The sequence below is a fragment of the Leucobacter luti genome (assembly GCF_050310065.1).
Taxonomy (GTDB): domain Bacteria; phylum Actinomycetota; class Actinomycetes; order Actinomycetales; family Microbacteriaceae; genus Leucobacter; species Leucobacter luti_B.
Window position 1 is genome coordinate 1,021,623 of sequence record NZ_CP190007.1, and the last position, 23,425, is coordinate 1,045,047.

17 protein-coding genes are annotated in these 23,425 nt (G+C 68.8%); 11 read left to right on the top strand and 6 right to left on the bottom strand.

Features of this window, described 5'->3' with window-relative positions; translation table 11 throughout:
* Window positions 1–100 precede the first annotated feature (100 nt).
* The 4 genes from ACOPJ3_RS04655 to ACOPJ3_RS04670 all read left to right on the top strand — a co-directional run bounded on the left by ACOPJ3_RS04655 (window position 101) and on the right by ACOPJ3_RS04670 (window position 4,933).
* On the top strand, window positions 101–1,222 hold the full coding sequence (locus ACOPJ3_RS04655; protein WP_427870670.1) for a heme/hemin ABC transporter substrate-binding protein: 1,122 nt from the start codon (window positions 101–103) through the stop codon (window positions 1,220–1,222).
* 136 nt (window positions 1,223–1,358) lie between these two features.
* Window positions 1,359–1,976 (top strand): LytR C-terminal domain-containing protein, encoded by a 618-nt coding sequence (locus tag ACOPJ3_RS04660; protein ID WP_427870671.1) that lies wholly within the window; start codon window positions 1,359–1,361, stop codon window positions 1,974–1,976.
* A gap of 230 nt (window positions 1,977–2,206) precedes the next feature.
* A complete protein-coding gene (gene groL, locus ACOPJ3_RS04665; RefSeq protein ID WP_427870672.1) occupies window positions 2,207–3,826 on the top strand; it encodes a chaperonin GroEL in 1,620 nt (539 codons plus the stop codon).
* A 264-nt stretch (window positions 3,827–4,090) separates the two neighbouring features.
* Window positions 4,091–4,933, top strand: a complete 843-nt coding sequence (locus ACOPJ3_RS04670) for a type IV toxin-antitoxin system AbiEi family antitoxin domain-containing protein (RefSeq protein ID WP_427870673.1) — start codon at window positions 4,091–4,093, stop codon at window positions 4,931–4,933.
* On the opposite strand, the gene ACOPJ3_RS04675 is transcribed toward ACOPJ3_RS04670, so the two are convergent.
* The 5 genes from ACOPJ3_RS04675 to ACOPJ3_RS04695 form a co-directional block, all read right to left on the bottom strand.
* The gene (locus tag ACOPJ3_RS04675) at window positions 4,928–6,598 is read right to left on the bottom strand and encodes an ATP-binding protein (RefSeq protein WP_427870674.1); all 1,671 of its coding nucleotides are present in this window, start codon (window positions 6,596–6,598) and stop codon (window positions 4,928–4,930) included. The genes ACOPJ3_RS04670 and ACOPJ3_RS04675 overlap by 6 nt on opposite strands.
* Before the next feature lies 1 nt (window position 6,599).
* On the bottom strand, window positions 6,600–7,301 hold the full coding sequence (locus ACOPJ3_RS04680) for a response regulator transcription factor (RefSeq protein ID WP_427870675.1): 702 nt from the start codon (window positions 7,299–7,301) through the stop codon (window positions 6,600–6,602).
* A gap of 99 nt (window positions 7,302–7,400) precedes the next feature.
* Window positions 7,401–9,035 (bottom strand): DNA repair helicase XPB, encoded by a 1,635-nt coding sequence (locus ACOPJ3_RS04685; RefSeq protein WP_427870676.1) that lies wholly within the window; start codon window positions 9,033–9,035, stop codon window positions 7,401–7,403.
* A gap of 64 nt (window positions 9,036–9,099) precedes the next feature.
* On the bottom strand, window positions 9,100–11,025 hold the full coding sequence (locus tag ACOPJ3_RS04690) for a helicase-associated domain-containing protein (protein ID WP_427870677.1): 1,926 nt from the start codon (window positions 11,023–11,025) through the stop codon (window positions 9,100–9,102).
* Between the two features lie 10 nt (window positions 11,026–11,035).
* Window positions 11,036–11,302: a hypothetical protein gene (locus ACOPJ3_RS04695; protein ID WP_427870678.1), complete on the bottom strand. Its 267-nt coding sequence runs from the start codon at window positions 11,300–11,302 to the stop codon at window positions 11,036–11,038.
* Window positions 11,303–11,437: 135 nt separating this feature from the next.
* On the opposite strand from ACOPJ3_RS04695, the gene ACOPJ3_RS04700 reads away from it, so the two are divergent.
* The 5 genes from ACOPJ3_RS04700 to ACOPJ3_RS04720 all read left to right on the top strand — a co-directional run bounded on the left by ACOPJ3_RS04700 (window position 11,438) and on the right by ACOPJ3_RS04720 (window position 19,821).
* Window positions 11,438–11,815 carry a cold-shock protein gene (locus ACOPJ3_RS04700; RefSeq protein WP_427870679.1) on the top strand — a complete coding sequence of 126 codons (378 nt, stop codon included), beginning with the start codon at window positions 11,438–11,440 and terminating at the stop codon, window positions 11,813–11,815.
* Complete coding sequence (locus ACOPJ3_RS04705; protein ID WP_427870680.1) at window positions 11,808–12,668, top strand: DUF3027 domain-containing protein; 861 nt, start codon at window positions 11,808–11,810, stop codon at window positions 12,666–12,668. Before ACOPJ3_RS04700 ends, ACOPJ3_RS04705 begins: the two co-directional genes overlap by 8 nt.
* Window positions 12,669–12,951: 283 nt before the next feature.
* A complete protein-coding gene (locus ACOPJ3_RS04710) occupies window positions 12,952–17,352 on the top strand; it encodes a VWA domain-containing protein (RefSeq protein ID WP_427870681.1) in 4,401 nt (1,466 codons plus the stop codon).
* Window positions 17,353–17,459: 107 nt separating this feature from the next.
* Window positions 17,460–18,878, top strand: a complete 1,419-nt coding sequence (locus tag ACOPJ3_RS04715; protein ID WP_427870682.1) for a SpaH/EbpB family LPXTG-anchored major pilin — start codon at window positions 17,460–17,462, stop codon at window positions 18,876–18,878.
* A gap of 19 nt (window positions 18,879–18,897) precedes the next feature.
* Window positions 18,898–19,821: a class C sortase gene (locus ACOPJ3_RS04720; protein ID WP_427870683.1), complete on the top strand. Its 924-nt coding sequence runs from the start codon at window positions 18,898–18,900 to the stop codon at window positions 19,819–19,821.
* A gap of 50 nt (window positions 19,822–19,871) precedes the next feature.
* Here the strand turns inward: ACOPJ3_RS04720 and serC are convergent, their stop codons facing one another.
* A complete protein-coding gene (serC, locus tag ACOPJ3_RS04725) occupies window positions 19,872–20,990 on the bottom strand; it encodes a phosphoserine transaminase (RefSeq protein WP_427870684.1) in 1,119 nt (372 codons plus the stop codon).
* Between the two features lie 106 nt (window positions 20,991–21,096).
* Between serC and ACOPJ3_RS04730 the strand changes: the two genes are divergently transcribed.
* The gene (locus ACOPJ3_RS04730) at window positions 21,097–21,789 is read left to right on the top strand and encodes a metal-dependent transcriptional regulator (RefSeq protein WP_427870685.1); all 693 of its coding nucleotides are present in this window, start codon (window positions 21,097–21,099) and stop codon (window positions 21,787–21,789) included.
* Window positions 21,790–21,896: 107 nt separating this feature from the next.
* Entirely contained in the window at window positions 21,897–23,249 is a 1,353-nt protein-coding gene (gdhA, locus tag ACOPJ3_RS04735) for an NADP-specific glutamate dehydrogenase (RefSeq protein WP_427870686.1), read from the top strand.
* The last annotated feature ends 176 nt before the right edge of the window (window positions 23,250–23,425 follow it).

The window sequence follows — 23,425 nt, forward strand, 5'->3', positions numbered from 1 at the left end:
CATGCCGGCGCGACGGGATGAACATGGGAGAAGCCCGAGGAACATCATACCTTCGTTGGGTTAGGCTTAAACAGTTATTCATCAGACGAAGGGTTACGACATGAAGTGGGCGCGGGTTCGCGGGGCAGTTGTCGTGGGGGTCGTTGCAGTTCTCGGGTTCGGGCTGGCAGCGTGCCAGACCGGGGTCGATAGCGGCGGCGGTGTGCACGGTGCTGAGGCGGTTGCGCTGCCGCCCCTCGCCGAGCTCACGCCGCTCGAGGATCCGACGGCCTACGAGGGGCCGACCACGGCGGTGATCGGCGGCCCGAGCATCCCGCCGCTCGCCAAGGCCCCGAAGGCCAAACTCCCCGTCACGGTCACCTCCCATGACAACTCGGGCGACACCGAGGTCACGGTCGAGGACAACACGCGAATCATCCCGCTCTCGCTGAGCGGATCCGTGGGCGAGCTGGTGAACGCCTTTGGGATGAGCGACAACATCGTGGGCCGAGACATTTCGACGAATTTCGCGGGCTCCGAGGACATCCCGATCGTTACGAAGGACGGCCACTCGGTCGACGCGGAGGCCGTGCTCTCGCACAACCCGTCGCTCATCATTACCGACGGCAGCATCGGTCCCGTTGACGTTGTGCTGCAGCTGCGAGATGCGGGAATCCCCGTCGTGACGGTCGATCGTGCGATCGACCCCGAGACGAGCTTCCGCACGGCGCAGCAGGTCGCCGATGCCCTCGGCGTCGGGCCCGCGGCCGAGGATGTGATCGCGACGATGAAGCAGGCGATCGCCGATAAGGAGAAGGAAATCAGTGCGCTGGTCCCCGCCGATGCGGAGAAGAAGCCCCGCGTCGCCTTCCTGTACGTTCGCGGCACCGCGGGCATCTTCTACCTGTTCGGTGAGGGGAGCGGGGTCGACAGCCTGATCCGTTCGATCGGGGCAGTCGATGTTGCCAAGGAGGTCGGCTGGGTCGGGGAGAAGCCCATGACCGAGGAAGCGCTGATCGGCATGAACCCCGACGTGATCCTGGTCATGACCAAGGGGCTCGAGAGCGCGGGAGGGGTCGACGGGCTGCTCGCCGCACAGCCGAGCATCGCTCTGACTGAGGCGGGGAAGCACCGTCGCATCGTGGATGTGGACGATACGATCCTGTTCGCGGGCGGCACGCGCATCCCCGACGTGATCGACGGCCTCGCGCGCGCCATCTATGCACCTGACTCGCTGAAGTAGGGATCGCGGCGAACCAGACGCGGCGGGCCCACATCGCCCCCGCAGGAAACCGCCTGTACGCTAGTGCCGGATGGCCTTGGGGTGGCCGCACTGTGAATCGATCGAGGGGAAACGCGTGGCGCGACAAAGCGAAGACGTGACGGCACGTCGCCAGTCTCGCCAGCAGTACCCGGAGGACCGCTTCGACCGGGTCGAGCGATCCCGCAGGGTGGGGGCGCACCGCGTGACCCCGAGACCGCGCTATATCTGGCAGTACCTCATCGCGGCTCTCCTGGGATTTGCCCTGCTCACCGGCATTGGCATCCTGGCTGTCCAGAGCATCGGAAGCACGGGTAAGGTGCCGTCGCCGACGCGGAGCAGTGCGGCGACGAAGGAGGTGCCAGAGCTCGACCCGACGGCGACCATCGCGGTGCTGAATGGCACCGAGATTCCGAATCTCGCGGCCGCACTGGACCAGACGATCACGGCGGAGCAGTGGGGGCAGATCCTCTTCTCCGGCAGTGCTGAAGTGTCGGATGTCCAGATTTCAGCAGTCTTCTATCGCGATGAGGCCGACGCGGCCGCGGCCGAGGGGCTCGCGGCGAAACTCGGCGGAATTTCGACGTTTGCGACCACCGACTACGGCGACTACCAGGCTCGCCTTATCGTGCTGATTGGGGTCGACTACGCCGGGCCCGGCGTTGATCTGGCGAATGAGATCACCGCGGGAACGAGCCCAGGAGGCTCGCAGGGATCCGGGACCGAGGGGCAGTAGCTCCGGAGCCCGGGTCCGCGCGCGGGGGAGGGGCGACCGGTTGCCCTTCCCGTTCCGGGGGGCGTCACCGACTGTTCGCTGAGCGCGAGCGAGATCGCTTGCACTCGGGGTGGGGGAGTGCCAAGATTGTTCTTAGCAGTCGATCCGACTGAGTGCTAAACCTCCGCGTTCGAGCCACGGCCCGGGCGCGGTGCCCATCACACTGAGACCGTCCGGGAGGGGCGAATTACATGGCAAAGATCATTGCGTTTGACGAGGAAGCACGTCGTGGGCTTGAGCGGGGTCTGAACACGCTCGCCGACGCTGTCAAGGTGACGCTCGGCCCGCGCGGCCGCAACGTCGTTCTGGAGAAGAAGTGGGGCGCCCCCACGATCACCAACGATGGTGTCTCCATCGCGAAGGAGATCGAGCTCGACGATCCCTACGAGAAGATCGGCGCTGAGCTCGTCAAGGAGGTCGCGAAGAAGACCGACGACGTCGCTGGCGACGGCACCACCACCGCAACCGTTCTCGCCCAGGCGCTCGTGCGCGAGGGCCTGCGCAACGTCGCAGCCGGCAGCGACCCCATCGCGATCAAGAAGGGCATCGAGAAGGCCGTCGCGGCTGTCTCGGCCAAGCTCCTCGAGAACGCCAAGGAGATCGAGACCACCGACGAGATCGCGGCAACCGCGTCCATCTCGGCAGCCGACGAGCAGATCGGCAAGCTCATCGCCGAGGCGATCGACAAGGTCGGCAAGGAGGGCGTCGTCACCGTCGAGGAGTCGAACACCTTCGGCACCGAGCTCGAGCTCACCGAGGGCATGCGCTTCGACAAGGGCTACCTCTCGGCCTACTTCGTCACCGACGCGGATCGCCAGGAGGCGGTCTTCGAGGATCCCTACATCCTCATCGTCAACAGCAAGGTCTCGAACATCAAGGACCTGCTCCCCGTCGTCGACCCCGTGATCCAGTCGGGCAAGCAGCTCCTCATCATCGCTGAGGACGTCGAGGGAGAGGCGCTCGCCACTCTCGTGCTCAACAAGATCCGTGGCATCTTCAAGTCGGCCGCCGTCAAGGCTCCCGGCTTCGGCGATCGCCGCAAGGCCATGCTGCAGGACATCGCGATCCTCACCGGCGGCCAGGTCATCTCCGAGGAGGTCGGCCTCAAGCTCGAGAACGCGACGCTCGACATGCTCGGCACCGCGCGCAAGGTCATCATCACCAAGGACGAGACCACCATCGTCCAGGGCGGTGGCGAAGAGGAGGCGATCCAGGGCCGCGTGACCCAGATCCGCCGCGAGATCGAGAACACCGACAGCGACTACGACCGCGAGAAGCTCCAGGAGCGCCTCGCGAAGCTCGCGGGTGGCGTGGCCGTCATCAAGGCTGGCGCCGCGACCGAGGTCGAGCTCAAGGAGCGCAAGCACCGCATCGAGGACGCCGTTCGCAACGCGAAGGCGGCCGTCGAAGAGGGCGTGCTGCCCGGCGGCGGCGTCGCGCTCATCCAGGCGGGCAAGGACGTCTTCGACGGCCTCGACCTCAAGGGTGACGAGGCAGTCGGCGCCAAGATCGTCCAGGCAGCCATCGAGGCGCCGCTGCGCCAGATCGCGCTCAACGCCGGCCTCGAGCCCGGCGTCGTCGCGGATCGCGTCGCGGGCCTCCCGCTCGGCCACGGCCTCAACGCCGCGACCGGGGAGTACGGCGACCTCGCGGCCCAGGGCATCCTGGATCCCGCCAAGGTGACCCGCTCGGCGCTGCAGAACGCCGCGTCGATTGCCGGCCTCTTCCTCACCACCGAGGCCGTCGTCGCCGACAAGCCCGAGCCGGCTTCCGCCGCTCCGGCTGACCCGACGGGCGGCATGGACTTCTAAGTCCGCTGCGCAGTGCAGGGGGTCGCGCCTTCGGGCGCGGCCCCCTTGTCGTCTGTGGGTGCCGCCGCGGCGGTGCTGCACTCCGAGGGAATTCTGCGCTCAGCGCGCCTGGATGCCCAAATTCTTGCCTTTGAACGCAGAAATGCCGGCGAGCGCGACGCCGATTTTTGTCCACAGCCCTGCCGATCCGGCCCGTTCGGAAGAGTTCTCCACATTCTGGCCATGGCCTCCCCACGGGGCCGGATCGGAGCGCACACTGAGTGCATGAATCCAGAACTTGAGGTCGCACGACTCGGCGGGGTTGCCCGCACGAGCACGCTGTCGGATCGTGGATACAGCAGATACTTCGTCTCGCGCGCGGTCGCGGCGGGATCACTCGTGCGGCCGGCGCGAGGCTGGGTGGCCCTGCCCCAGGCGGATCCCGAGCTCGTCGCCGCGGCGCGAGACGGCTACGTTCTGAGCTGCATCACCCAGGCGAGGCGTCTCGGCCTGTGGGTGCTCGAGGAGACTGAGCCCCACGTCGGGGCCCGCGCGTGGAGCGCAAACGCGACGGCCGCTGCCTGCAGGGTGCACTGGGGCGAGCCGCTCGTGCAGAGAGTCCCGGATCAGCTCGTCGACCCCATCGAAAACGTGTTGGGCTATGTGGCGGCGTGTCAGCCCTTCGAGGCCGCCCTCGCCGTGTGGGAGTCGGCGCTCAACAAGGGGCTCGTCGATATCGAATTTCTGAGGCAGCTTCCGCTGAAGCCCGCCGCGCGACGGCTGTTGCACGAGGCTCACCCGTACTCGGACTCGGGGCTCGAGTCGATGCTGCGGGCTCGGCTCAGGTGGCTCCAGCTTCCGGTCGTCGCGCAGGCCTGGGTGCACGGTCGGCGCGTGGATTTCCTGATCGACGGGTGGCTCGTGCTGCAGGTTGATGGGTCGCACCACGTCGGTGCGCAGCGCGAATCAGATGTGACCCATGATGCCGAGCTGCTCGCACGGGGGATGAGTGTCATTCGGCTCGGTTACCGCCAGCTCGTGCACGACTGGCAGAGAGCTCAGGAGCTCATCATGAACGCTCTCGCGCGCGGCCCGGCCGCTCGCCCGCGAGAGCGGGGCGCGTCATGATTCGTGCGTGGTCTGTCCGGCGGGCTCTGAGAACGCCGCTGGCAGATCGATGCGGAAGGTCGCCCCACCGCCTGGCGTCTCGTGCACGCTCACCTTGCCTCCGTGAGCGTCGACAATCGACTTCACGATCGCGAGACCGAGACCGGAGCCGCCAGTCTCCCGGTTGCGGGAGGAGTCCGCCCGCCAGAACCGGCCGAAGATCTTGTCTCTGATCTGCTCGGGCACGCCCTCGCCGTGGTCGACGATCTCGAACCGCGCGAACGGCACTCCGTCGGCGAGCCGCACGGCGGGAAGTGGGCTTGTCTGCGGGGCTGCGGCCTCGGCAGCGCCCGCTGTGGCGCTCGTGGAGGCGACCGGGGGGTCGTCGGGCGAAGACGGAGGCGCGGCATCGGTGTTCGCGGGAGCGGAGCGTCGTTCCCCGGCGGGCCGTGCCGCGGTGCCGGGCGTTGCGTCCGGATTCTGGGGCGGGGTGGAGACGACGATCTCGATCGGGGAACCCTCGGGGGTGTGCCGCATCGCGTTGCCGAGAAGGTTGGTCATGAGCTGGCGCACCTTGTGCTCGTCGCCCAGAACGCGTGGCGCGCGCGGGTCCTCCACGACGGTGACGACCCGGTCGGGGGCCTGGGCGCGGGCGTCGAGGGCAGCGTCTTCGGCGAGACGGTTGAGTGGGAGTGACTTGAGTTCGATCGGTCGGCGTTCGTCGAGCCTGGCGAGCGCGAGGAGGTCCTCGACGAGCGAGGTCATCCGTATGGCCTCCTTCTCGATGCGTTCCATGGCCTGGCCGACCTGTTCGTCCTCGCGGAGCGCACCCATACGGTAGAGCTCCGCATAGCCGCGGACTGAGACGAGAGGGGTGCGCAGTTCATGACTTGCGTCGCCGATGAAGCGTCGCATGCGCTCGATCGTGCGGGCCCGGTCCTCGAGCGAACTGTCGAGGCGGTCGAGCATGACGTTGAGCGACTCGCCGAGGTGGCCCACCTCCGTGTGTGGGCTCGAAACGAGGATGCGCTTCGAGTAGTCGCCACGCGAGATCTCGAGTGCGGTTTTCTCGACCTCTGCGAGCGGAAGGAACGTGGCGGTGACCAGGAGTCGCGTGAGGGCTGCGCCGAGCAGGATCACGGCGATCCCGAACCCGGTGAAGATGATCACATAGCGTGCGACCACGAGGTTCACGCCGGCCGTTGTGGTTGCGATGAGCAGCGAGCCGCTCGGCTGGCCCTCGATGACGACGAGGGTCGTTGCCGCGCGCCACTCGACCCCGTCGGATCCGCGGAGGCTGAACGGTTGGGATCGCGTCGCGCTGCCGTCGAGCGCGAGCTTCGGGACCACGGGGAGCGCGAGGTTTGCGCGGTCGGCGGCGTTGTCGAAGTTGTCGTAGAGGAGGTTGCCGTCCGCGTCGAGCATCGCCACGTAGTATTGCGAGCTCGCGTAGAGCACTGCGTCCCTGGTCAGCGTGCCGTTCGACACGTCGGAGGCGAGCGCGGGCGAGGGGTTCTTCCGCAGCTGGTTGAGCGTGGTGTCGAGGTTTTGGACGAGCGTGGGGCGCAGCACGGAGAGCGTGCCGACGCCCGCTACGACCAAGCCGAGGAACAGGATGAATACGGTAACCCCGGTGATCTTGGTGCGGAGCGAGACGTCGGCCCAGCGATCCGCGAAGCGAGCCACCCTACTTCGCTTCAGTCTTCAGCATGTAGCCAAAGCCGCGCTTCGTCTGGATCAGCGATTCCTCGGTCAGTGGGTCCAGCTTGCGGCGCAGGTAGGAGATGTAGGACTCGACGATGCCGGCGTCCCCGTTGAAGTCGTACTCCCACACGTGATCCAGGATCTGCGCCTTTGAGAGCACCCGGTTGGCGTTCTGCATGAGGTAGCGGAGCAGCTTGAACTCGGTGGGCGAAAGCTCGACCGAGGTGTTGTCGACCGTCACCTCGTGGGTGTCCTGATCCATCGTGATGGGGCCGACTGTGAGGACCGAGTCCTCGTCCTCCTGGATGGTGCGCCGCAGGACCGCCTTGATCCGGGCAATGATCTCGTCGAGGCTGAACGGCTTCGTCACGTAGTCGTCGCCGCCGACTGTCAGGCCCTCGACCTTGTCCTCGGTATCGTCTTTTGCGGTGAGGAAGATGATGGGCGCCGTGTAGCCCGCCGTGCGTAGCCGCTTCGTCACGCTGAACCCGTTCATGTCGGGAAGCATGACGTCGAGGATGATGAGGTCGGGCTCCTCCTCGAGGACGGCCGAAATGGTCTGCGCCCCATTCGCGACGGCACGAACACCGAAGCCCGCGAAACGCAGGCTCGTGCTGAGCAGCTCGCGGATGCTGGGCTCGTCGTCGACGATGAGGATCCTGGGTCCCTTGTGCTGTGTGTTCATGTCCTCAGTCTCTGATCGTTTGCTATGAACCTGCTGGAAATGTGAGGGGTGTGTTGGGTCGCGTTTCCAGCGCGTGGCAGGAACCCCCAGCGGCCCAGCTCAGATCTCGTCGGCGTCGAGGATCGAGTAGGAGTAGCCCTGCTCGGCGAGGAAGCGCTGGCGGTTCTGGGCGAAGTCCTGGTCGACGGTGTCGCGCGCGATGAGGGTGTAGAACGAAGCGGTCTGGCCGTTCGACTTCGGGCGGAGCAGGCGGCCGAGGCGCTGCGCCTCCTCCTGGCGCGAGCCGAAGGAGCCCGAGATCTGGATCGCGACGGAGGCGTCCGGCAGGTCGACCGAGAAGTTTGCCACCTTCGAGACGACGAGGATGCGCTCAGTGCCCTCGCGGAACGCCTGGAAGAGCTGCTCGCGCTCGTCGACCGGGGTCTGGCCCGTGATGAGCGGGGCGCCGAGCGCCTCCGCCATCGACTCGAGCTGGTCGATGTACTGGCCGATCACGAGCACGCTCTCGTCGGGATGCTTCTCGATGATCCGCTTCGCGATGGGCTGCTTCACGATCGTGGAGGAGGCGATCCGGTATCGATCCTGATCCTCGGCGACCGCGTAGTCCATGCGCTCCGACTCCGTGAGGTCGATGCGGACCTCGAAGCAGCTCGCTGGCGCGATGAAGCCCTGCGTCTCGAGGTCCTTCCACGCAGCGTCGTAGCGCTTCGGCCCGATGAGGCTAAAGACGTCGCCCTCGCGGCCGTCCTCGCGCACGAGGGTTGCCGTCAGCCCGAGGCGCCTGCGCGCCTGCAGGTCCGCGGTGAGCTTGAACACGGGCGCCGGCAGCAGGTGCACCTCGTCGTAGACGATGACGCCCCAGTCCTGCGCGTCGAGCAGCGACAGGTGCGCGTACTCGCCCTTCCTGCGGCTCGTGAGGATCTGGTAGGTCGCGATCGTGACCGGCTTGATCTCCTTGACCTGGCCCGAGTACTCGCCGATCTCCTCCTCGGTGAGGTTCGTGCGCCGGAGCAACTCGTCGCGCCACTGCCGCGCGGAGACCGCGTTCGTGACCAGGATCAGGGCCTTCGCCCCGACCGCCGCCATCGAGGCCGCGCCGACGATCGTCTTGCCCGCTCCGCAGGGGAGCACGACGACCCCGGATCCGCTGCGCTCGAACGCCTCGACCGCCTTCGCCTGGTAGTCGCGGAGACTCCAGCCCTTCTCCTCGAGCGCGATCTCGTAGGGCTCGCCGGGGGTGTAGCCCGCGAGGTCCTCGGCCGGCCAGCCGCGCGCGACGAGCTGCTGCTTGAGCTCGCCACGGGCCCACGCCTCGACGGGGTAGCTGCGCTCGTCGCTCCGGTTGCCGAGGAGCGGCGCGATCTTCTTCGCGCTCGACACCTCGCGGAGCACCGCGGGATCATCGGAGCGGAGCACGAGCGCACCCTCGTCGTCCCGCTCGATGGTGAGGCGCCCGTAGCGTCGCATGGTGTCTTCGATCTCGCTCGCGACACCCGAGGGGACCGGGAACTTCGCGTAGCGGTTCAGGGTGTCGAGGATCTCCTCGGAGGTGTGCCCTGCGGCCCGCGCGTTCCACAGGCCGAGCCGCGTCACGCGGTAGGTGTGGATGTGCTCGGGGGCGCGCTCGAGCTCCGCGAACACGGCGAGCGCGTGGCGCGCCTCCTCCGCCTCGGGGTGCGCGACCTCGAGGAGGACAGTGTGGTCGCTCTGGACGATAAGCGGGCCGAGAGTCATAACTGCCAATTCTACCGTCGCATCCCTGCGTGGAGGGGGTGAGGTCGCCCCCGGGCGCGCGCGCTCAGACGGCCTCGACCGCCGTGATCATCCCGATGGGAAGCGTGCGCTCGACCCCGGCCGCCTGATCCGAGGCCCGAAGCCTGCCTGCGGTCACCGAAAGCGGCAGGAGGGTGAATTCTCGGGTCTGCCCCGCGGCCTCGGCCGTCACGAGGATGGGCCTGCGCTCTCGGATCGCGAGCTCGATCCGGCGGGTGAAGTCGCCGGTGCCCGGCTCGGAGCGGGCTGCCGTGTGCACCCGGTCTGCGAGCTGCTCGAGCGCCTCGAGTTGCGCCGCGGTGCGGCGGCGCGGCTCACGCGCGCCGCTGAGGCTCGTGAGCGGGATCGTGTCCGCCGCGACGGGGGCCGTGTCGGAGACGGCTGGGTCGATGCTGCCCGTGGCGACGGCGCCTGATCCGGTGCCGGATCCTGATCCCGACCCGGATCCCGACTCGGATCCGCCCGCGGTCGCCGCGGAGAGCGCCGGGGAGAGTGCTGCCGAGGCGTGGTATCTCGCGTCCGCGAGCGCCGCGAGCACGTGGTCGGCCCGCAGCCGGGTGTAGATCGCGTCGTCGAGCTCGGGGACGAGGTGCAACTGCAGGTGCTGCAGCGCCCGGTCGACGAGCAGGGTCTGCGCGAGCGCCGGCCGCGAGACGGCGATGCGGGTGCGTCCCGCCTCGCCGTGATGCTCGCTCACGACGATGCTGCCGACTCGCTCCGCGAGGTTGCCGAGCAGGTATTCGAGCGGCTGCGGGATGCCCGTGAGGGAGAGCCGTTCGAAGGTCGCGCGGGCCTCGTCGAGCGAGATCCCGCGCTCGAATGCGTCGGCAACCGCGCCCTCCGTGACGCGGAGCGTCGAGGCGATCCCGATGTGCTCGGGGCTCGTGAGCGCGGCGAGTGCCGCCTCATCTGCGGGGGCGAGCGGGCCGGGCACGATCACGCTGAGGTCGGGCTGCACGTAGACTCCGGGCGCGAGGCCGGGCATGTCCCGCTCCGCCGCCGCGCGGGCCTCAGGTTCCCGGCCTTCGAGGAGCAGGCGGGCGGGCTCTGCGAGCATCCCGTCGACCGTGAGGCCGAGGGTCTCGGCCTCGGCCTCGAGCGCCGCCGCCGCCGTGAGTTCTTCCTCCGGGAGCAGGGGAAACCTGCTCGGCAGCAGCTCGACCGCGAGTCGCAGGTCGAACGCCGGATCGCCAGCGGCCCCTCGCGCGGAAGTCTCCTCGAGGGCCGCCATGACGGGGCCATGCAGGCGCTGGAGCAGGCCGTGCGCGAGGGCGACCCAGCGCTCCACGCGACCGGCATTGAGCCACTCGTGCGCCGTCGCCGACGGAACGAGCAGTTGCTGATCCGGGATCTTGACAGTGAGACCGGCGGCGCCGAGTGCGGAGAAGGCCTCGGGTACCCGCTCAGGGTCGATGCCGGTGGCCTCCGCGACGATGCGCGCACCCGCGACGGCGATCGCGCCGGAGCGGTTGAGTCTCACGGGCTGGGCGAGGGCGGCCCGCAGGCACTCGGCGCACTGCCCGACGGCCGTGAGCGCCGTGTCGTACCAGGTGCCGGGATCCCGGGCGACGGACCTGCCGGGCAGCGGGCCGCGCCGGGTGCGCAGGGAATCGAGATCGCGGCCCGCTCGCCCGAGCCCCTCGGTGATCGCCGCGACGACCTCCGGGAGCGCGACCGCACCCCCGTCGGCGAGCCCGACGAGGCCGAGGTTGCGCAGCGAAGGGAGGCGCGATGCCGCGGACGCCGGGCTGGCGAGCGCGAGCAGATCGTCGCTGTCGAGGCGTGCGATAGCGCGCTGGATCGACTCGGCGCGCAGCAGCTCGGTTGCGAGCCCGATTGGGTCCTGCACCGAGGCCGGCGCCTGCGTGAGTCGGGCGAGCACCAGGGCGCGCAGCTCGCTCCGATCCATCTCGGCGATGGCGGAGGCGAGTGCGAGCGTGCCGCTCATCATGGGCCTGGGCTCAGTCGCCCGAGTTCCGCCTGAACTCGGCGCGACGGCGGGCCTGGCTGACGATCAGCAGGGTGATCAAGAGGACAAACCCGATCGGGAGGCCGATGAGGGAGATGCCGTAGACGAAAGGCCACAGCCCCTCGGCCATGGCCTCGCGATCGTTCAGCCCGATGATCAGCGTCGCAAAGAACGAGAGGAGCGCCACGACGATGATGGACAACGACGCGTAGGCGAGGATCCGCTCGAGGAGCGATGGGGTGCTGGGTTCTGTGGACATCCTCTCCATTTTACCGCGTTCGTGCCTGCCCGGCCACGGAGGCCCAGCCACTAGACTTGGCGAGATAGGCGGGACATCTGTACCGCCGGCACGCGCGGGCGGCCAGCGCGCCGCCGGAACGGAGAGGGACGAGGCATGCCGAACGGCAAGGTCAGGTTCTATGACGAGGCGAAGGGCTTCGGCTTCATCCAGGGTGATGACGGTGCTCAGGTGTACCTGCACGCCTCGGTGATTCCCGAGGGCGCCGATGTGCAGACGGGGACGCGGCTGGAGTACAGCGTCGCCGACGGGCGCAAGGGCCCGCAGGCGCTGTCGGTCAGGATCATCGACACGCCGCGGCTCGCCAAGCGCAACCGCAAGTCGGCGGATGAGATGTCGATCATCATCGAGGACCTGGTGAAGCTCCTCGACGGGCTCGGCGGACGCCTGAAGAACGGCCAGTACCCCGAGCGGAACCAGTCGCGCCAGGTCGCGACGATGCTCCGCCGCGTTGCGGACGACTTCGATGTCTGATCCGACGATGCCCGAGGCGACTGAGCCCGAGGCGACTGAGTCCGAGGCCACTGAGCCCGAGGAGGGTGCTGTGACGGAAGTCACTGAGGATGCCGAGGTTGCTGAGGCCACTGAGGCCGCCGAGCCGATCGTGGCCCCGGATCCCGACCCGGCGCTGCTTGCGGCCCGGGATCAGGCCCGCGCCGCGCTCGCCGAGATCACCGACGCACAGTCGATCGGCTCGGATGACGGGTTCGAGGCGCACGAGGAGCGCGTGGTCACACTGTTCTTCGAGTGCAGGCTGCGCGGATACCCCGGCTGGCGTTGGGCCGCGACGCTCGCGAAGGTGGACGAGGACGCGCCGGTGACGGTGCTCGAGGTCGAGCTGCTGCCGGGCGAGGGTGCGGTCGTCGCCCCCGACTGGGTGCCGTGGTCGGAGCGTCTCGCGCAGTATCGCGAGGCCCAGGCGCGGCAGGCCGCGGAGGAGGCCGCGGCCGCGGAAGCCGCCGCGGAGGAGCTGAGCGATGAGGACGAGGTCGATCCCGAGGATGACCTCATGGAGAACGACTTCAGCGACTACGACGACGAGCTCGACGGAGTCGACATCGAGAGCGACGACGACGACGATGACGACGACGATTCGGACGACGATGACTCGGACGACGAAGACGTCGACGACGATGACGTCGACGATCTCGACGGCGACGAAGAGGACGTCGAAGACGACGAGGACGAGGACGAGGACGACGAGGATGACCTCGCCGGTGACGACGAGTTCGACCTCGATGACTCGGACGACGAAGACGAGGACGAAGACGACGAAGACGACGACGCCGAGTCGGATCCGGAACGGGCCGCTGACGAGGAGGAATAACCTCCTGGAGGACGCCCGCGCACATCGAGTGCGCGGGCGTTTTCGTATTTTCGGGCGAAAACGGAACTTGCACTCCGTTCAAAATAGGTAGTTTTCCCGGATCCCGCGCCAGGCCTCGGATCCCTAGGTTCATCCGTGGGGCGGGGGAACTCGAGAGTTCAAGTGATTCTCGTGATTTCGCTATTGAGGGCCCCGCGACGCGAGGGGAAACGCCATGGGGCTGGCGAAGAGGTCTGCAGGTGGATCGGGCGATGGGGCGCACGGCGTGCCTCGGCGATCCCGGATGGGGAACACACCCGGGGGAGAGCGACTGCGAGGAGCGAAGCAGCTCGTCGCGGGCCTCGCCGCCTGCGTGCTGGTGCTCCTCGGATCGCCTCCCGCGCTCGCGGAGGCGCCCACGATTCAGGATCCGGGGTCGACGGCCGGGGCACAGAGTCCCGCTGCCGAGACGCCCGTAACGCAGCCCACTCCCGCAGCGCAGTCGGCCGCCCCAGAGCCCGTCGCTCCGGGACAGGTTGCCGCAGGTGCCTCGGCTGACGCCGAGGCCGCGTCTGGGACCCCGGATCCTGTCTCACCAGCTGCTCCGGATGTGGATCCCGCGCCGGCTCCTGCCGCGACCGCGGACGGAGCGCCCGAGCCGCCAGTGCTGCGGTGGAGTGCCCTGTCAGCCGACGGAGGGGTCGCGCCCGGCGCGACCTTCCGGGTGGAGGGGCCGCGCGACGAGTCGGCGGTCGGGAGCGACGTCGAGTGGGCCGGGGCCTTCACGGCGCTCGTCGTCGACAACGTCGGCCAGGCGGACTACGCGGGCGCGGATCTCGATCCGGCGGCCGGATCGATCGTTGTGAAGCAGCTGCTCGATGCCGCCGACGGCGCAACCGAGCACGATGTGGCTGCCGCGCAGGTCTTCCGCGTCACGACGGTCGCGCTCGGCGACGGCTCCCCGGTCGAGGGGGTCGGGCCGAGGTCGCTCCCGGTCGCCGGCGCGGACTCCGATCCGATCGAGTCGCTCGTGACGGAGCCGGTGCAGGATCCGGCCGGCGAGGCCACGGATCCGGTGACCGAGGATCCCGGCCGCGGGAAAACTGGAGCCGGGGAGAGCGGCGCCGACGGTTCTGGCGGTTCTGAGGGTGCCGGGCACGCAACGACGCAGGATCCTACGGGCGATTCGAGCGTCGCTGGCCCCGGAGTGTCACTTTTCGCGGTCGGGCCTGACGTGCCGCCGAGCGGCGCCTACGTCTCCTGGTCCGCGAAGGACGAGAACGGGGCGCTCGTGCCCGGCACGACCTTCGAGTTCCGGGGGCCGAAGTCTTCGGGCCAGAGCGACAGCAATACCAACAGCTGGACGAGCGGGAGCACACTCACCGTTCCCGACAACACCGGGCAGCCCGGGTACACCGCTGCCGACCTGGACCCCGACCCGGGGGAGTTCGTCGTTCAGCGGACCGCCACGGCGACATCGCTCTCCACCAGCAGCCGCTACCAACTGCGGCTGACCGCAGCGCCGAGTGGGTACACCTTCACCGACGTGGACTGGCGGGCCATCCCCGCGCAGAGCTCGAACATCCGCGTTCCCGCACCGGGCGCATGGGCGAACAACGGCTTCAACTTCGGAGACTTCGCCCTCGCGAGTCCCACGCCGCCGTGGCTCGTCTGGACCGCGACCGACGACGCGGGTGCGCCGCTCGGCGGGGCGACATTCAACGTGCAACCCAGGAGCATGGTGGGCTGGGGGACGATCAGAGAGGTCGCCGACTGCACGTCCGGGCCCTGCGCGGGTCTTGACATCGATCCGGCTCCCGGCACGTTCAAAGTGAAGTACCTGGACGTTCCGTCCGGCACTCCGGTCGCCCCGGGAACGCGGTACCGGGTGTCCGCAGCGACCGGCCCCGCAGGCTACGTTCCGGTCTCGACCGACTCCCGCGAGATCCCGAGCGGCGGCGCGTGGAACAACGGCGCTGGCCCGCAGACGCACGACTTCGGCGCCTTCGACTTCTCGGTCCCACCGCCCGCGCAGATCGTGGTGCGCACGGGCGGCGACCGGGTCGGCACCTCCGGGCTGACGAGCCTCGCCGGCGTCGTCCTCCATCTGAACACGAACGCCAACAGCGCGCCGAGCGGCACCAGGCCGGACGGTGTCGCGGGCGACGGCGCGGGGTGGGCACGCTGCGTCTCCGACGCGACGGGACTCTGCACCTTCAGCGTCCCGGACACTCGCGCGGGCGGCGCGAACTACGACCAGCGATTCTGGGTCGTCCAGCAGTCCGTGCCGGCCGGCTGGTTCATGAACCCGCAACTGCGCACGGGCGGGTCCGGCGGCGCTGGATCCGCGAGCAACTACCGCTTCCTCACGGGTTCGCAGCTCCGTTCCGGGGCGACCTACACCTCGGGCAGCAGTTTCATGGCGTCGGGGAGCAACTACACGACCTCCGGCGGCACGTGGCAGCAGTCGCGCACCAACCCCTCGCTCGTGCAGGGCTGCGGGGTCGACGTCGCGCTCATCATGGACCTCTCCGGCTCGGTCGCGGATTCGCTCCCGCAACTGAAGCAGGCGGCGAACGCCTTCACGAACGCGCTCGTGGGCACCCCCTCACGCATGTCGCTCTTTTCCTTCGCGAGCACGAGCCCGGCCTCCGGCGCCACCGCGAACTTCCCGGCGCTCACCTCCGTGTCGACGCAGGCGCAGGCTGACGCGTTCATGGCACAGTACTCGGGCTGGGCCACGGGCGGCAGCACCAACTGGGATCTGGGACTTTCGGTTCCCGCGGCCGCCAACACGGCGGCGAACCACTATGAGATTGCTGTCGTCATCACCGACGGCAACCCGACGACCTTCGGGGCCGGCGGCAGCGGGAGCTCCACGAGCTTCATCCACACCGAGAACGGCATCTTCTCGGCGAATCTCCTGAAGTCCTCGGGGACCCGCGTCATCGCCTTCGGCGTCGGCGACGGCGCAACGGGGGCGGCGAACGCACTCAATCTTCGGGCGATCTCGGGCCAGGCGGCCGGATCCGACTACTATCAGACGACCGACTACGCCGCCGTCGGGCAGACGCTGCGCAATCTTGCGCTCGGTGCCTGCGCTGGCCAGGTCACGGTCACGAAGATGATCGTTCCGAACACGGCCCCCGCCGGTTCGATCGCGGGGGCGCAGCCCGCTGGGGAAGGCTGGACCTTCACGGCCTCGGACGCGGGTCCCGGACTGACGCTGCCCACACCGCCAGCGCAGACCACGACCGGCGACCACACCGGCACCGTCGCCTTCCCGCTCGGCTTCATCGGCGGCACGACGAGCGCGCCGCTCACGATCACAGAGACCCAGCAAGCGGGGTACACGATCGTGCCGGTCAACGGACACAACGCCGTATGCACGAACCTGAACACTGGCGCGAACGTCGTGCCGATCGGTGATCCTGCGAACGGCTTCAGGATCCAGGCCCCCAGCACGGAGACGGTGAACTGCACGGTGTACAACCGGGCGCCCGACCAGAGCGCCACAGTCGAGGTGACGAAGACCTGGGTGGTGAAGGACGCGGGCGGCACGGTGACCGGCACGTATCACCTGCCGGGGGACGAGGGGCAGCTGCCGGACGGCCTGACCTCGCAACTCACACTGAGCGGACCGAACGGCGCAGGCGACACCAGCCAGGCGTGGGGGATCGCCCGCTCGGACTACAAGTCCGTCGACTCCGTGAAGATCGGCGAGACGGCCGCCGTCGACAGCGCCAAGCTGCCCGGCTGCATGCTCGTGTCGAAGAAGCTCACGAAGCAGAACGGGCAGACGGTGTCGCAGGACGTGCCCGCCACCTCCACGCTGCAGGTCGGCGCGAACACCTTCGAGATCACGAACACCGTCACGTGCGATCAGACGCTCGAACTGAAGAAGGTCGTGGACTTCGGATCCGCCCCCGCGTCGTCCTGGCAGCTCACGGCGACCGCGCCCTCCGGCGCCGCGACGGGCCCGCAGGGCAACTACACCGGAACGGGCTCGGTGAAGAAGAGCGTGACCGCGGGCGCGGCCTACGGCCTCGGGGAGTCCGCCGCGGCGAGCTTCAACACCTACACGCAGAGCGGCGACTGGGAGTGCAGTACGCGTCGCGGCGGCAGCGACGTTCCCATCGCCCTCGACGGTGATGCCAAGATCGCAGTCCCGATCGGCCAGAACGTGACCTGTGTCGTACACAACGAGACGGCAAAGCTCACGGTGTTCAAGGACGTCGAGGGCGGCACCCAGGCGCCGTCGCAGTGGACGCTCACGGGCGCCCCAGCGAGCGGGATCGCCGGCCTGACGACCGCGACGTGGGCCGGATCCGCCTCCGGGAACCCGAGCACGGGCGCGCAGACCGTCGTTGAGGTCCGCCCAGGTCACAGCTACAAGCTGTCGGAGTCCGTGGCCGGCGGGACCTCCCTCGCCTACTTCCTGACCTCGGTGCAGAAGTGGAACGGGACCTCCTGGGAGGACGTCGGCTTCGCCTCGGACGGCACGCTCAACGTGCAGGTCGGCGCGGGGGAGCACGACTTCTACCGCTTCGTGAACACCCCGGCGACGGGTCCGACACTTCCCCTCACGGGAGGGGTGAGCGCCGAGGCGCTCTGGATCGGCGGCGGGATCGTAGCCGTGCTCGCCGTCGGCGGAGGCTTCATCCTGCAGCGTCGCAGGATGCAGAGAGCTCGGATGCTGCTGTGAATCGGGGAGGAAACCGGCAGCTCCGTCCAGGGAAAGAACACAACGCACCTATCGAAAGGCCAACCCGGGCGATCCACGGATCAGCCCGAACGAGGAGGAACGAGAACATGATTCGAAACGAGCGCAGAGGACCCGGGCGCAGAGCCCTCGCGGCACTCGCCGCCACAGCGCTGGCTTTGTTCGGCGCGGGGTCGTTCGCGAGCACCGCGAACGCCGCCGAACCGACCCCCGTGGTCGGCAACATCGAGGGCACAAGCGGGACGCTCACCATCCACAAGCACGCGGGTAACGCGGGCACCGCGGGAGACGGCACCCAGATCGCCGATACCTCCGCGCTCGGCGCCACGCTTGCCGGGGTAGAGTTCTCGGTCCAGCGCGTGTCGTTCGCCGGCACGCCGATCGACCTCACGACCTCGGCCGGCTGGGATCAGGCGGCGGGCGCGACCCCCGCGCTCGGCGGCGACTACACGGGCGTGCCGATCGCAGGTTCGCCGTTCACGACCGACGCGAACGGTCAGATCGCGATCCCGAGCCTGCCCTTCGGGCTGTACCTCGTAACGGAGACCGCCCCGGGGCCGAACAACATCGCTGCGGCGGCGCAGCCGTTCCTCGTCTCCGTGCCGTACCCGAACGCAACGACGGGCGAGTGGATCTACGACGTCCACGTCTACCCGAAGAACCAGCTGAAGGATGAGCCAACGAAGACGCTGGACTCGAACGGTGCAGTGAAGCAGGGCGACACCGTGAAGTGGACGATCAACGCGGTCGTGCCGCGCCCGGCCGTCGGCAACGTCATCACCGCCTTCACTATCACCGACCAGCTGGATCCCCGGCTCGAGCTGACCACGACGACGGTGAAGCGGAACGGCGTCACGTTGACCGCGGGCACCGACTACGTGCTCGATCCGCCGACGACCGCGAACAACAACACGGTCACGGTCACGCCGACGCTCGCGGATGTCGCGGTCGGCCAGACCTACACGATCGAGCTCGTCACCAAGGTGAACGGCGCGGGAGAGATCGTCAACACCGCGCTCCGCAACACGAACGGCGTAAACACCGAGGTCGGCCCCGTGCAGACCAACTGGGGCAAGATCACGGTCGTGAAGACGAGCGCGAAGAACGACGCGACCCTCGCGGGCGCGGAGTTCGAGCTCTACAAGGCGGACAAGACCACGCTCGTGTACCCGGCGGTTGCGACCAACGCGAACGGCGAGATCAACTTTGACGCGGTCTGGGTCGGTGACGGCACGGACAAGACCGAGAACTACTGCCTCAAGGAGACGAAGGCGCCCGCCGGGTACGTCCTGCCGACGGATCCGTGGACCTGTGTCGACGTCACGTCGAACGCCGAGGGCACGGCCGTCTCGGTCTCCATCACGAACACGCAGGCCGACGGCCCTGAGCTGCCGCTCACCGGCTCGACCGGCACCGCGATGTTCCTCGCTGGCGGCCTCGCGCTGATCCTGGTCGCAGGCGGCGGCGCGCTCGTGGCACGCAAGCGCCGCGCAGCAGCGCAGCTGTAATCAGAGGGACGCCTCAGGAATGGACACGCTCACCGGCGTTCGCCCCCCGTCGCAGCAGGCGGGGGACGGGCGCCGGTGGCGTTTTCCCTGGGCGGCGTTCATCACGGCGCTCGTGGCGCTCATCGGTCTGCTGCTCTTCCTCTACCCGGCAACCGCGTCCTGGTGGTCGCAGTACCACCAGTCGAGGGTGATCCGTGAGGTCTCGAGCGCCGTCTCAGCCGAGCCGGGTGGCGACCGGCAGGCCGAGCTCGCCAGGGCGCGCGCCTACAACGATCAGCTCGTGAGCGGTGCGCAGCTGAAGGCGGGGGCGAACGCGCCCACCTCGGAGGGCGCCTCGAGCGCCGACGCAGAGTACGAGGGGCTGCTGCGGGGAGACGCGGCTGGGGCGATGGGGCGGCTCCGCGTGCCCGGGATCCAGCTGGACCTGCCGATCTATCACGGCACGTCGGACGCGACGCTTGAAAAGGGCGTCGGGCACCTCAAGGGCACCTCGCTTCCCGTCGGGGGCGGATCGCAGCACTCCGTGCTGACCGCCCACCGGGGTCTCGCGAGCGCCGAGCTGTTCTCGAACCTCGACCGCGTGCGCGTCGGGGACCGCTTCTCCATCGAGGTGTTCGGCGAGGTGCTGAGCTACCAGGTCACCGACACCCGCGTGGTTGAGCCCGAGGACACAGAGACGCTGTTCCCGGTCGCGGGCGAGGACCTCGTGACGCTCGTGACCTGCACGCCGCTCGGCATCAATAGCCACCGGATCCTCGTCACCGGGGAGCGTATCCTGCCGACGCCACAGGCCGACATCGACAACGCAGGGAAGGCGCCGGACATCCCGGGCTTCCCCTGGTGGGCGGTCGCGCTCGGGGGCGCGCTCGTCGGCCTCGGTTCCTACGTCGCCTGGGCGGGCCGCCCCCCAACGCCCCTTGCCGGTTCTGCGCCCGATGTGTGATTTATCCGTGATAATTCGCACATGCAGCGCAGAACCGGCGAGGTGGGGCGTTAGGCCAGGCGCTCCAGGACGTAGTCGATCGAGGCCGTGAGCGCCCGCACGTCGTCCGGATCGATCGCGGTGAACGTCGCGATGCGGAGCTGGTTGCGGCCGAGCTTGCGGTAGGGCTCCGTGTCGACGATCCCGTTCGCGCGGAGCGCCTGCGAGATCGCAGCCGCATCGATGCTGTCGTCGAAGTCGATCGTGACGACGACCTGCGAGCGGTGATCCGGATCCGCGACGAATGGGGTCGCGACCTGGGTATTCTCGGCCCAGTCGTAGAGCACGCCAGACGACTCGGCCGTGCGGGCCGCGGCCCACGCGAGCCCGCCCTGCGCGTTGATCCAGCGCACCTGCTCATCCATCATCCCGAGCGTCGCGAGCGCGGGGGTGTTGAGCGTCTGGTTCTTGCGCGAGTTCTCGATCGCGCCAGCGAGATTCAGCGTCTCGGGGATGTACCGGCCCGAGGCCGTCACCCGCTCGATGCGCTCGATCGCCGCGGGCGAGACGAGCGCGAACCAGATCCCGCCGTCGGAGGCGAAGTTCTTCTGCGGCGAGAAGTAGTAGACGTCGGCCTCGCTCGCGTCGAAGTCGATGCCGCCCGCGCCGCTCGTCGCGTCGACGACCGTGAGCGCGCCCGGATCACCGGTGACGCGCCGCACCGGCGCCATGACACCGGTCGAGGTCTCGTTGTGCGGGTAGGCGTAGACGTCGACGCCCTCGACGGGCTCCGTCGCGGAGCGGGATCCCGGATCCGCCTGGCGCACATCCGGCGCCTCGAGGAACGGGGCGGCGGCCGCCGCCTTGCCGAACTTCGCCCCGAACTCGCCGAACGCGAGGTGCTGGCTGCGGCGCTCGATGAGCGAGTGGACGGCCGAATCCCAGAACGTGGTCGCGCCGCCATTGGCGAGGAGGATCTCGTAGCCCTCGGGGGCGCGGAACAGCTCCGCGAGCCCCTCGCGGACGCTGCCGACGAGGTCCTTCACGGGGGCCTGGCGGTGCGAGGTGCCGAGCACGCCGGGCTGCAGTGTGGACAGGAACGCGAGCTGCTCGCTGCGCACCTTCGAGGGGCCGCAACCGAAGCGACCGTCGGCGGGCAGGAGTTCGGTGGGGATCGTAATGTCGGCCATGGCTCGATTCTACCGGCGCTTGACAGTCCGCCGTGAGCGTGACGGCAAGCGACAGCCGTGGCCCCGCATGCTCTAAGCTGGACGTTGGACGCGAGAGAGGACGGCGATGACGGACCTGATCGACACGACGGAGATGTACCTGCGCACGATCCTCGAGCTCGAGGAGGAGGGCATCGTTCCTCTGCGTGCGCGCATTTCCGAGCGCCTCAGCCACTCCGGTCCCACGGTCTCGCAGACGGTCGGCCGGATGGAGCGCGACGGTCTCGTCGTCGTCACGGACGACCGCAGGCTCGAACTCACGACCGCGGGTCGCACCAAGGCCGTGCACGTCATGCGCAAGCACCGCCTCGCCGAGCGACTCCTCGCCGACGTGATCGGGCTCGAGTGGGCCTACGTCCACGAGGAGGCCTGCCGCTGGGAGCACGTCATGAGCGAGCGCGTCGAGCGCAAGCTGCTCGGGATCCTGGGCCACCCCACGGAGTCCCCGTACGGCAACCCGATCCCGGGCCTCGATGAGCTCGGCGCGCAGCGCGCCGGCTCCTTCCAGGCCGGCGTCGTCGGCCTCGGTGAACTGCTCACCGACCCCGATGAGCCCGTCACGGCGCGGATCCGCAGGCTTGCGGAGCCAGTCCAGACGGATCCTGAACTTCTTGAACAGCTCGCCTCAGCCGGGGTGCTCCCCGGTGGTAGGGCCACGTTCACCAAGCGCGGTGACATGGTCCATGTTGAGGTCGAGGGTTCCAGCGAGGCGCTCGACCTGCCGGTCGAGGTCGCCCTGCACATCTTCGTTTCGCAGTAGCACCCGCGGGTTCCCGCGGCTGCGCGGGGTTCCGCGCGGTCGCGTTTCGAATCACCCGCCCGATCCCGGGCTATCCCAATGGAGTTGATACACCGAGGAGTTGCACGTTGACACTGCCCACACCTGAAGCCCACCTCGCCGCCGTCGCAGAAGTCGTCGCGCGGAGGAGTGCGGGTGAGCCGGAGTTTCTGCAGGCCGTACAGGAGGTGCTCGAGTCGCTCGAGCCCGTGCTCGCGGAGCACCCGGCCTTCATCGAGGCCGGCATTCTCGAGCGGCTCGTCGAGCCGGAGCGCCAGCTGATCTTCCGCGTCCCGTGGACCGACGATCAGAACCGGGTGCAGGTGAACCGTGGCTTCCGCGTGCAGTTCAACTCGGCGCTCGGCCCCTATAAGGGGGGACTGCGGTTCCACCCCACCGTGAACCTGTCGGTCATCAAGTTCCTCGGCTTCGAGCAGATCTTCAAGAACGCGCTCACGTCGCAGCGGATCGGCGGCGGCAAGGGCGGATCCGACTTCGACCCGACGGGCAAGAGCGACGCGGAGGTCATGCGCTTCTGCCAGTCCTTCATGACCGAGCTCGTGCACCACATCGGCGAGCACACCGACATTCCCGCGGGCGACATCGGCGTCGGCGCCCGCGAGATCGGCTACCTCTTCGGGCAGTACCGCCGGATCACGCAGCGCTACGAGGCTGGCGTGCTCACGGGCAAGGGCGTCGGCTGGGGCGGTGCGGAGGTGCGCACCGAGGCGACCGGATACGGCGCCGTGTTCTTCGCCGACGAGATGCTGCAGCGCGCGGGCCAGGGCATCGAGGGCCGCAGCGCGGTCGTCTCCGGATCCGGAAACGTGGCGACCTATGCGATCGAGAAGATCGGGCAGCTCGGCGGCCGCGCCATCACGGCCTCCGACTCGGCCGGATACATCGTGGACGAGGCCGGGATCGACCTCGACCTCCTGAAGCAGGTGAAGGGCGTCGAGCGCGCCCGCATCTCCGAGTACGCCGCCCGCCGGCCCGGCGCGCGATACGTCGCCGGGGGATCGGTCTGGGACGTGCCGGGTGAACTGGCCTTCCCGTGCGCGACCCAGAACGAGCTCGACGCCGACGCCGCGCGCTCGCTCGTCAAGAACGGGGTGCGCGCCGTCACCGAGGGCGCCAACATGCCGACGACCCCCGAGGCCGTCGAGATCTTCCAGGAAGCCGGGGTGCTGTTTGCGCCGGGCAAGGCGGCGAACGCCGGCGGCGTCGCGACCTCCGCGCTCGAGATGAGCCAGAACGCGGCCCGCTCCCGGTGGGACCGCGACAAGAGCGAGTCGCGGTTGCACGGCATCATGCGCGACGTGCACGAGGCGACGTACCAGGCGTCGGAACGCTACGGCCGGCCCGGCGACTATGTCGTTGGGGCGAACTCTGCCGCCTTCGTGACGGTCGCCCAGGCGGTGCTGGAGCAGGGCGTCATCTGATCCGGCGGCTTGGCGGCTTGGCGGCTCGGCGGCTCGGCGGCTTGGCGGCTTGAGTTGACCCAAACTGTGCGCTTCTGCGTTCCAGGAGAGAGTTTGGGTCAACTCAACCTGGAGCTGGGGCGGGATCGGCCCGCACTTCCCGCTGAGTTGACCCAAACTGTGCGCTTCTGCGTTCC

What these genes read in the sequence shown, in the direction of transcription:
- ACOPJ3_RS04655 (WP_427870670.1), top strand. Translation starts at nt 101, where the DNA reads ATGAAGTGGGCGCGGGTTCGCGGGGCAGTTGTCGTGGGGGTCGTTGCA.
- groL (WP_427870672.1), top strand. Translation starts at nt 2,207, where the DNA reads ATGGCAAAGATCATTGCGTTTGACGAGGAAGCACGTCGTGGGCTTGAG.
- ACOPJ3_RS04670 (WP_427870673.1), top strand. Translation starts at nt 4,091, where the DNA reads ATGAATCCAGAACTTGAGGTCGCACGACTCGGCGGGGTTGCCCGCACG.
- ACOPJ3_RS04680 (WP_427870675.1), bottom strand. Translation starts at nt 7,301, where the DNA reads ATGAACACACAGCACAAGGGACCCAGGATCCTCATCGTCGACGACGAG.
- ACOPJ3_RS04685 (WP_427870676.1), bottom strand. Translation starts at nt 9,035, where the DNA reads ATGACTCTCGGCCCGCTTATCGTCCAGAGCGACCACACTGTCCTCCTC.
- ACOPJ3_RS04690 (WP_427870677.1), bottom strand. Translation starts at nt 11,025, where the DNA reads ATGATGAGCGGCACGCTCGCACTCGCCTCCGCCATCGCCGAGATGGAT.
- ACOPJ3_RS04695 (WP_427870678.1), bottom strand. Translation starts at nt 11,302, where the DNA reads ATGTCCACAGAACCCAGCACCCCATCGCTCCTCGAGCGGATCCTCGCC.
- ACOPJ3_RS04700 (WP_427870679.1), top strand. Translation starts at nt 11,438, where the DNA reads ATGCCGAACGGCAAGGTCAGGTTCTATGACGAGGCGAAGGGCTTCGGC.
- ACOPJ3_RS04705 (WP_427870680.1), top strand. Translation starts at nt 11,808, where the DNA reads ATGTCTGATCCGACGATGCCCGAGGCGACTGAGCCCGAGGCGACTGAG.
- ACOPJ3_RS04710 (WP_427870681.1), top strand. Translation starts at nt 12,952, where the DNA reads ATGGGGAACACACCCGGGGGAGAGCGACTGCGAGGAGCGAAGCAGCTC.
- ACOPJ3_RS04715 (WP_427870682.1), top strand. Translation starts at nt 17,460, where the DNA reads ATGATTCGAAACGAGCGCAGAGGACCCGGGCGCAGAGCCCTCGCGGCA.
- ACOPJ3_RS04720 (WP_427870683.1), top strand. Translation starts at nt 18,898, where the DNA reads ATGGACACGCTCACCGGCGTTCGCCCCCCGTCGCAGCAGGCGGGGGAC.
- serC (WP_427870684.1), bottom strand. Translation starts at nt 20,990, where the DNA reads ATGGCCGACATTACGATCCCCACCGAACTCCTGCCCGCCGACGGTCGC.
- ACOPJ3_RS04730 (WP_427870685.1), top strand. Translation starts at nt 21,097, where the DNA reads ATGACGGACCTGATCGACACGACGGAGATGTACCTGCGCACGATCCTC.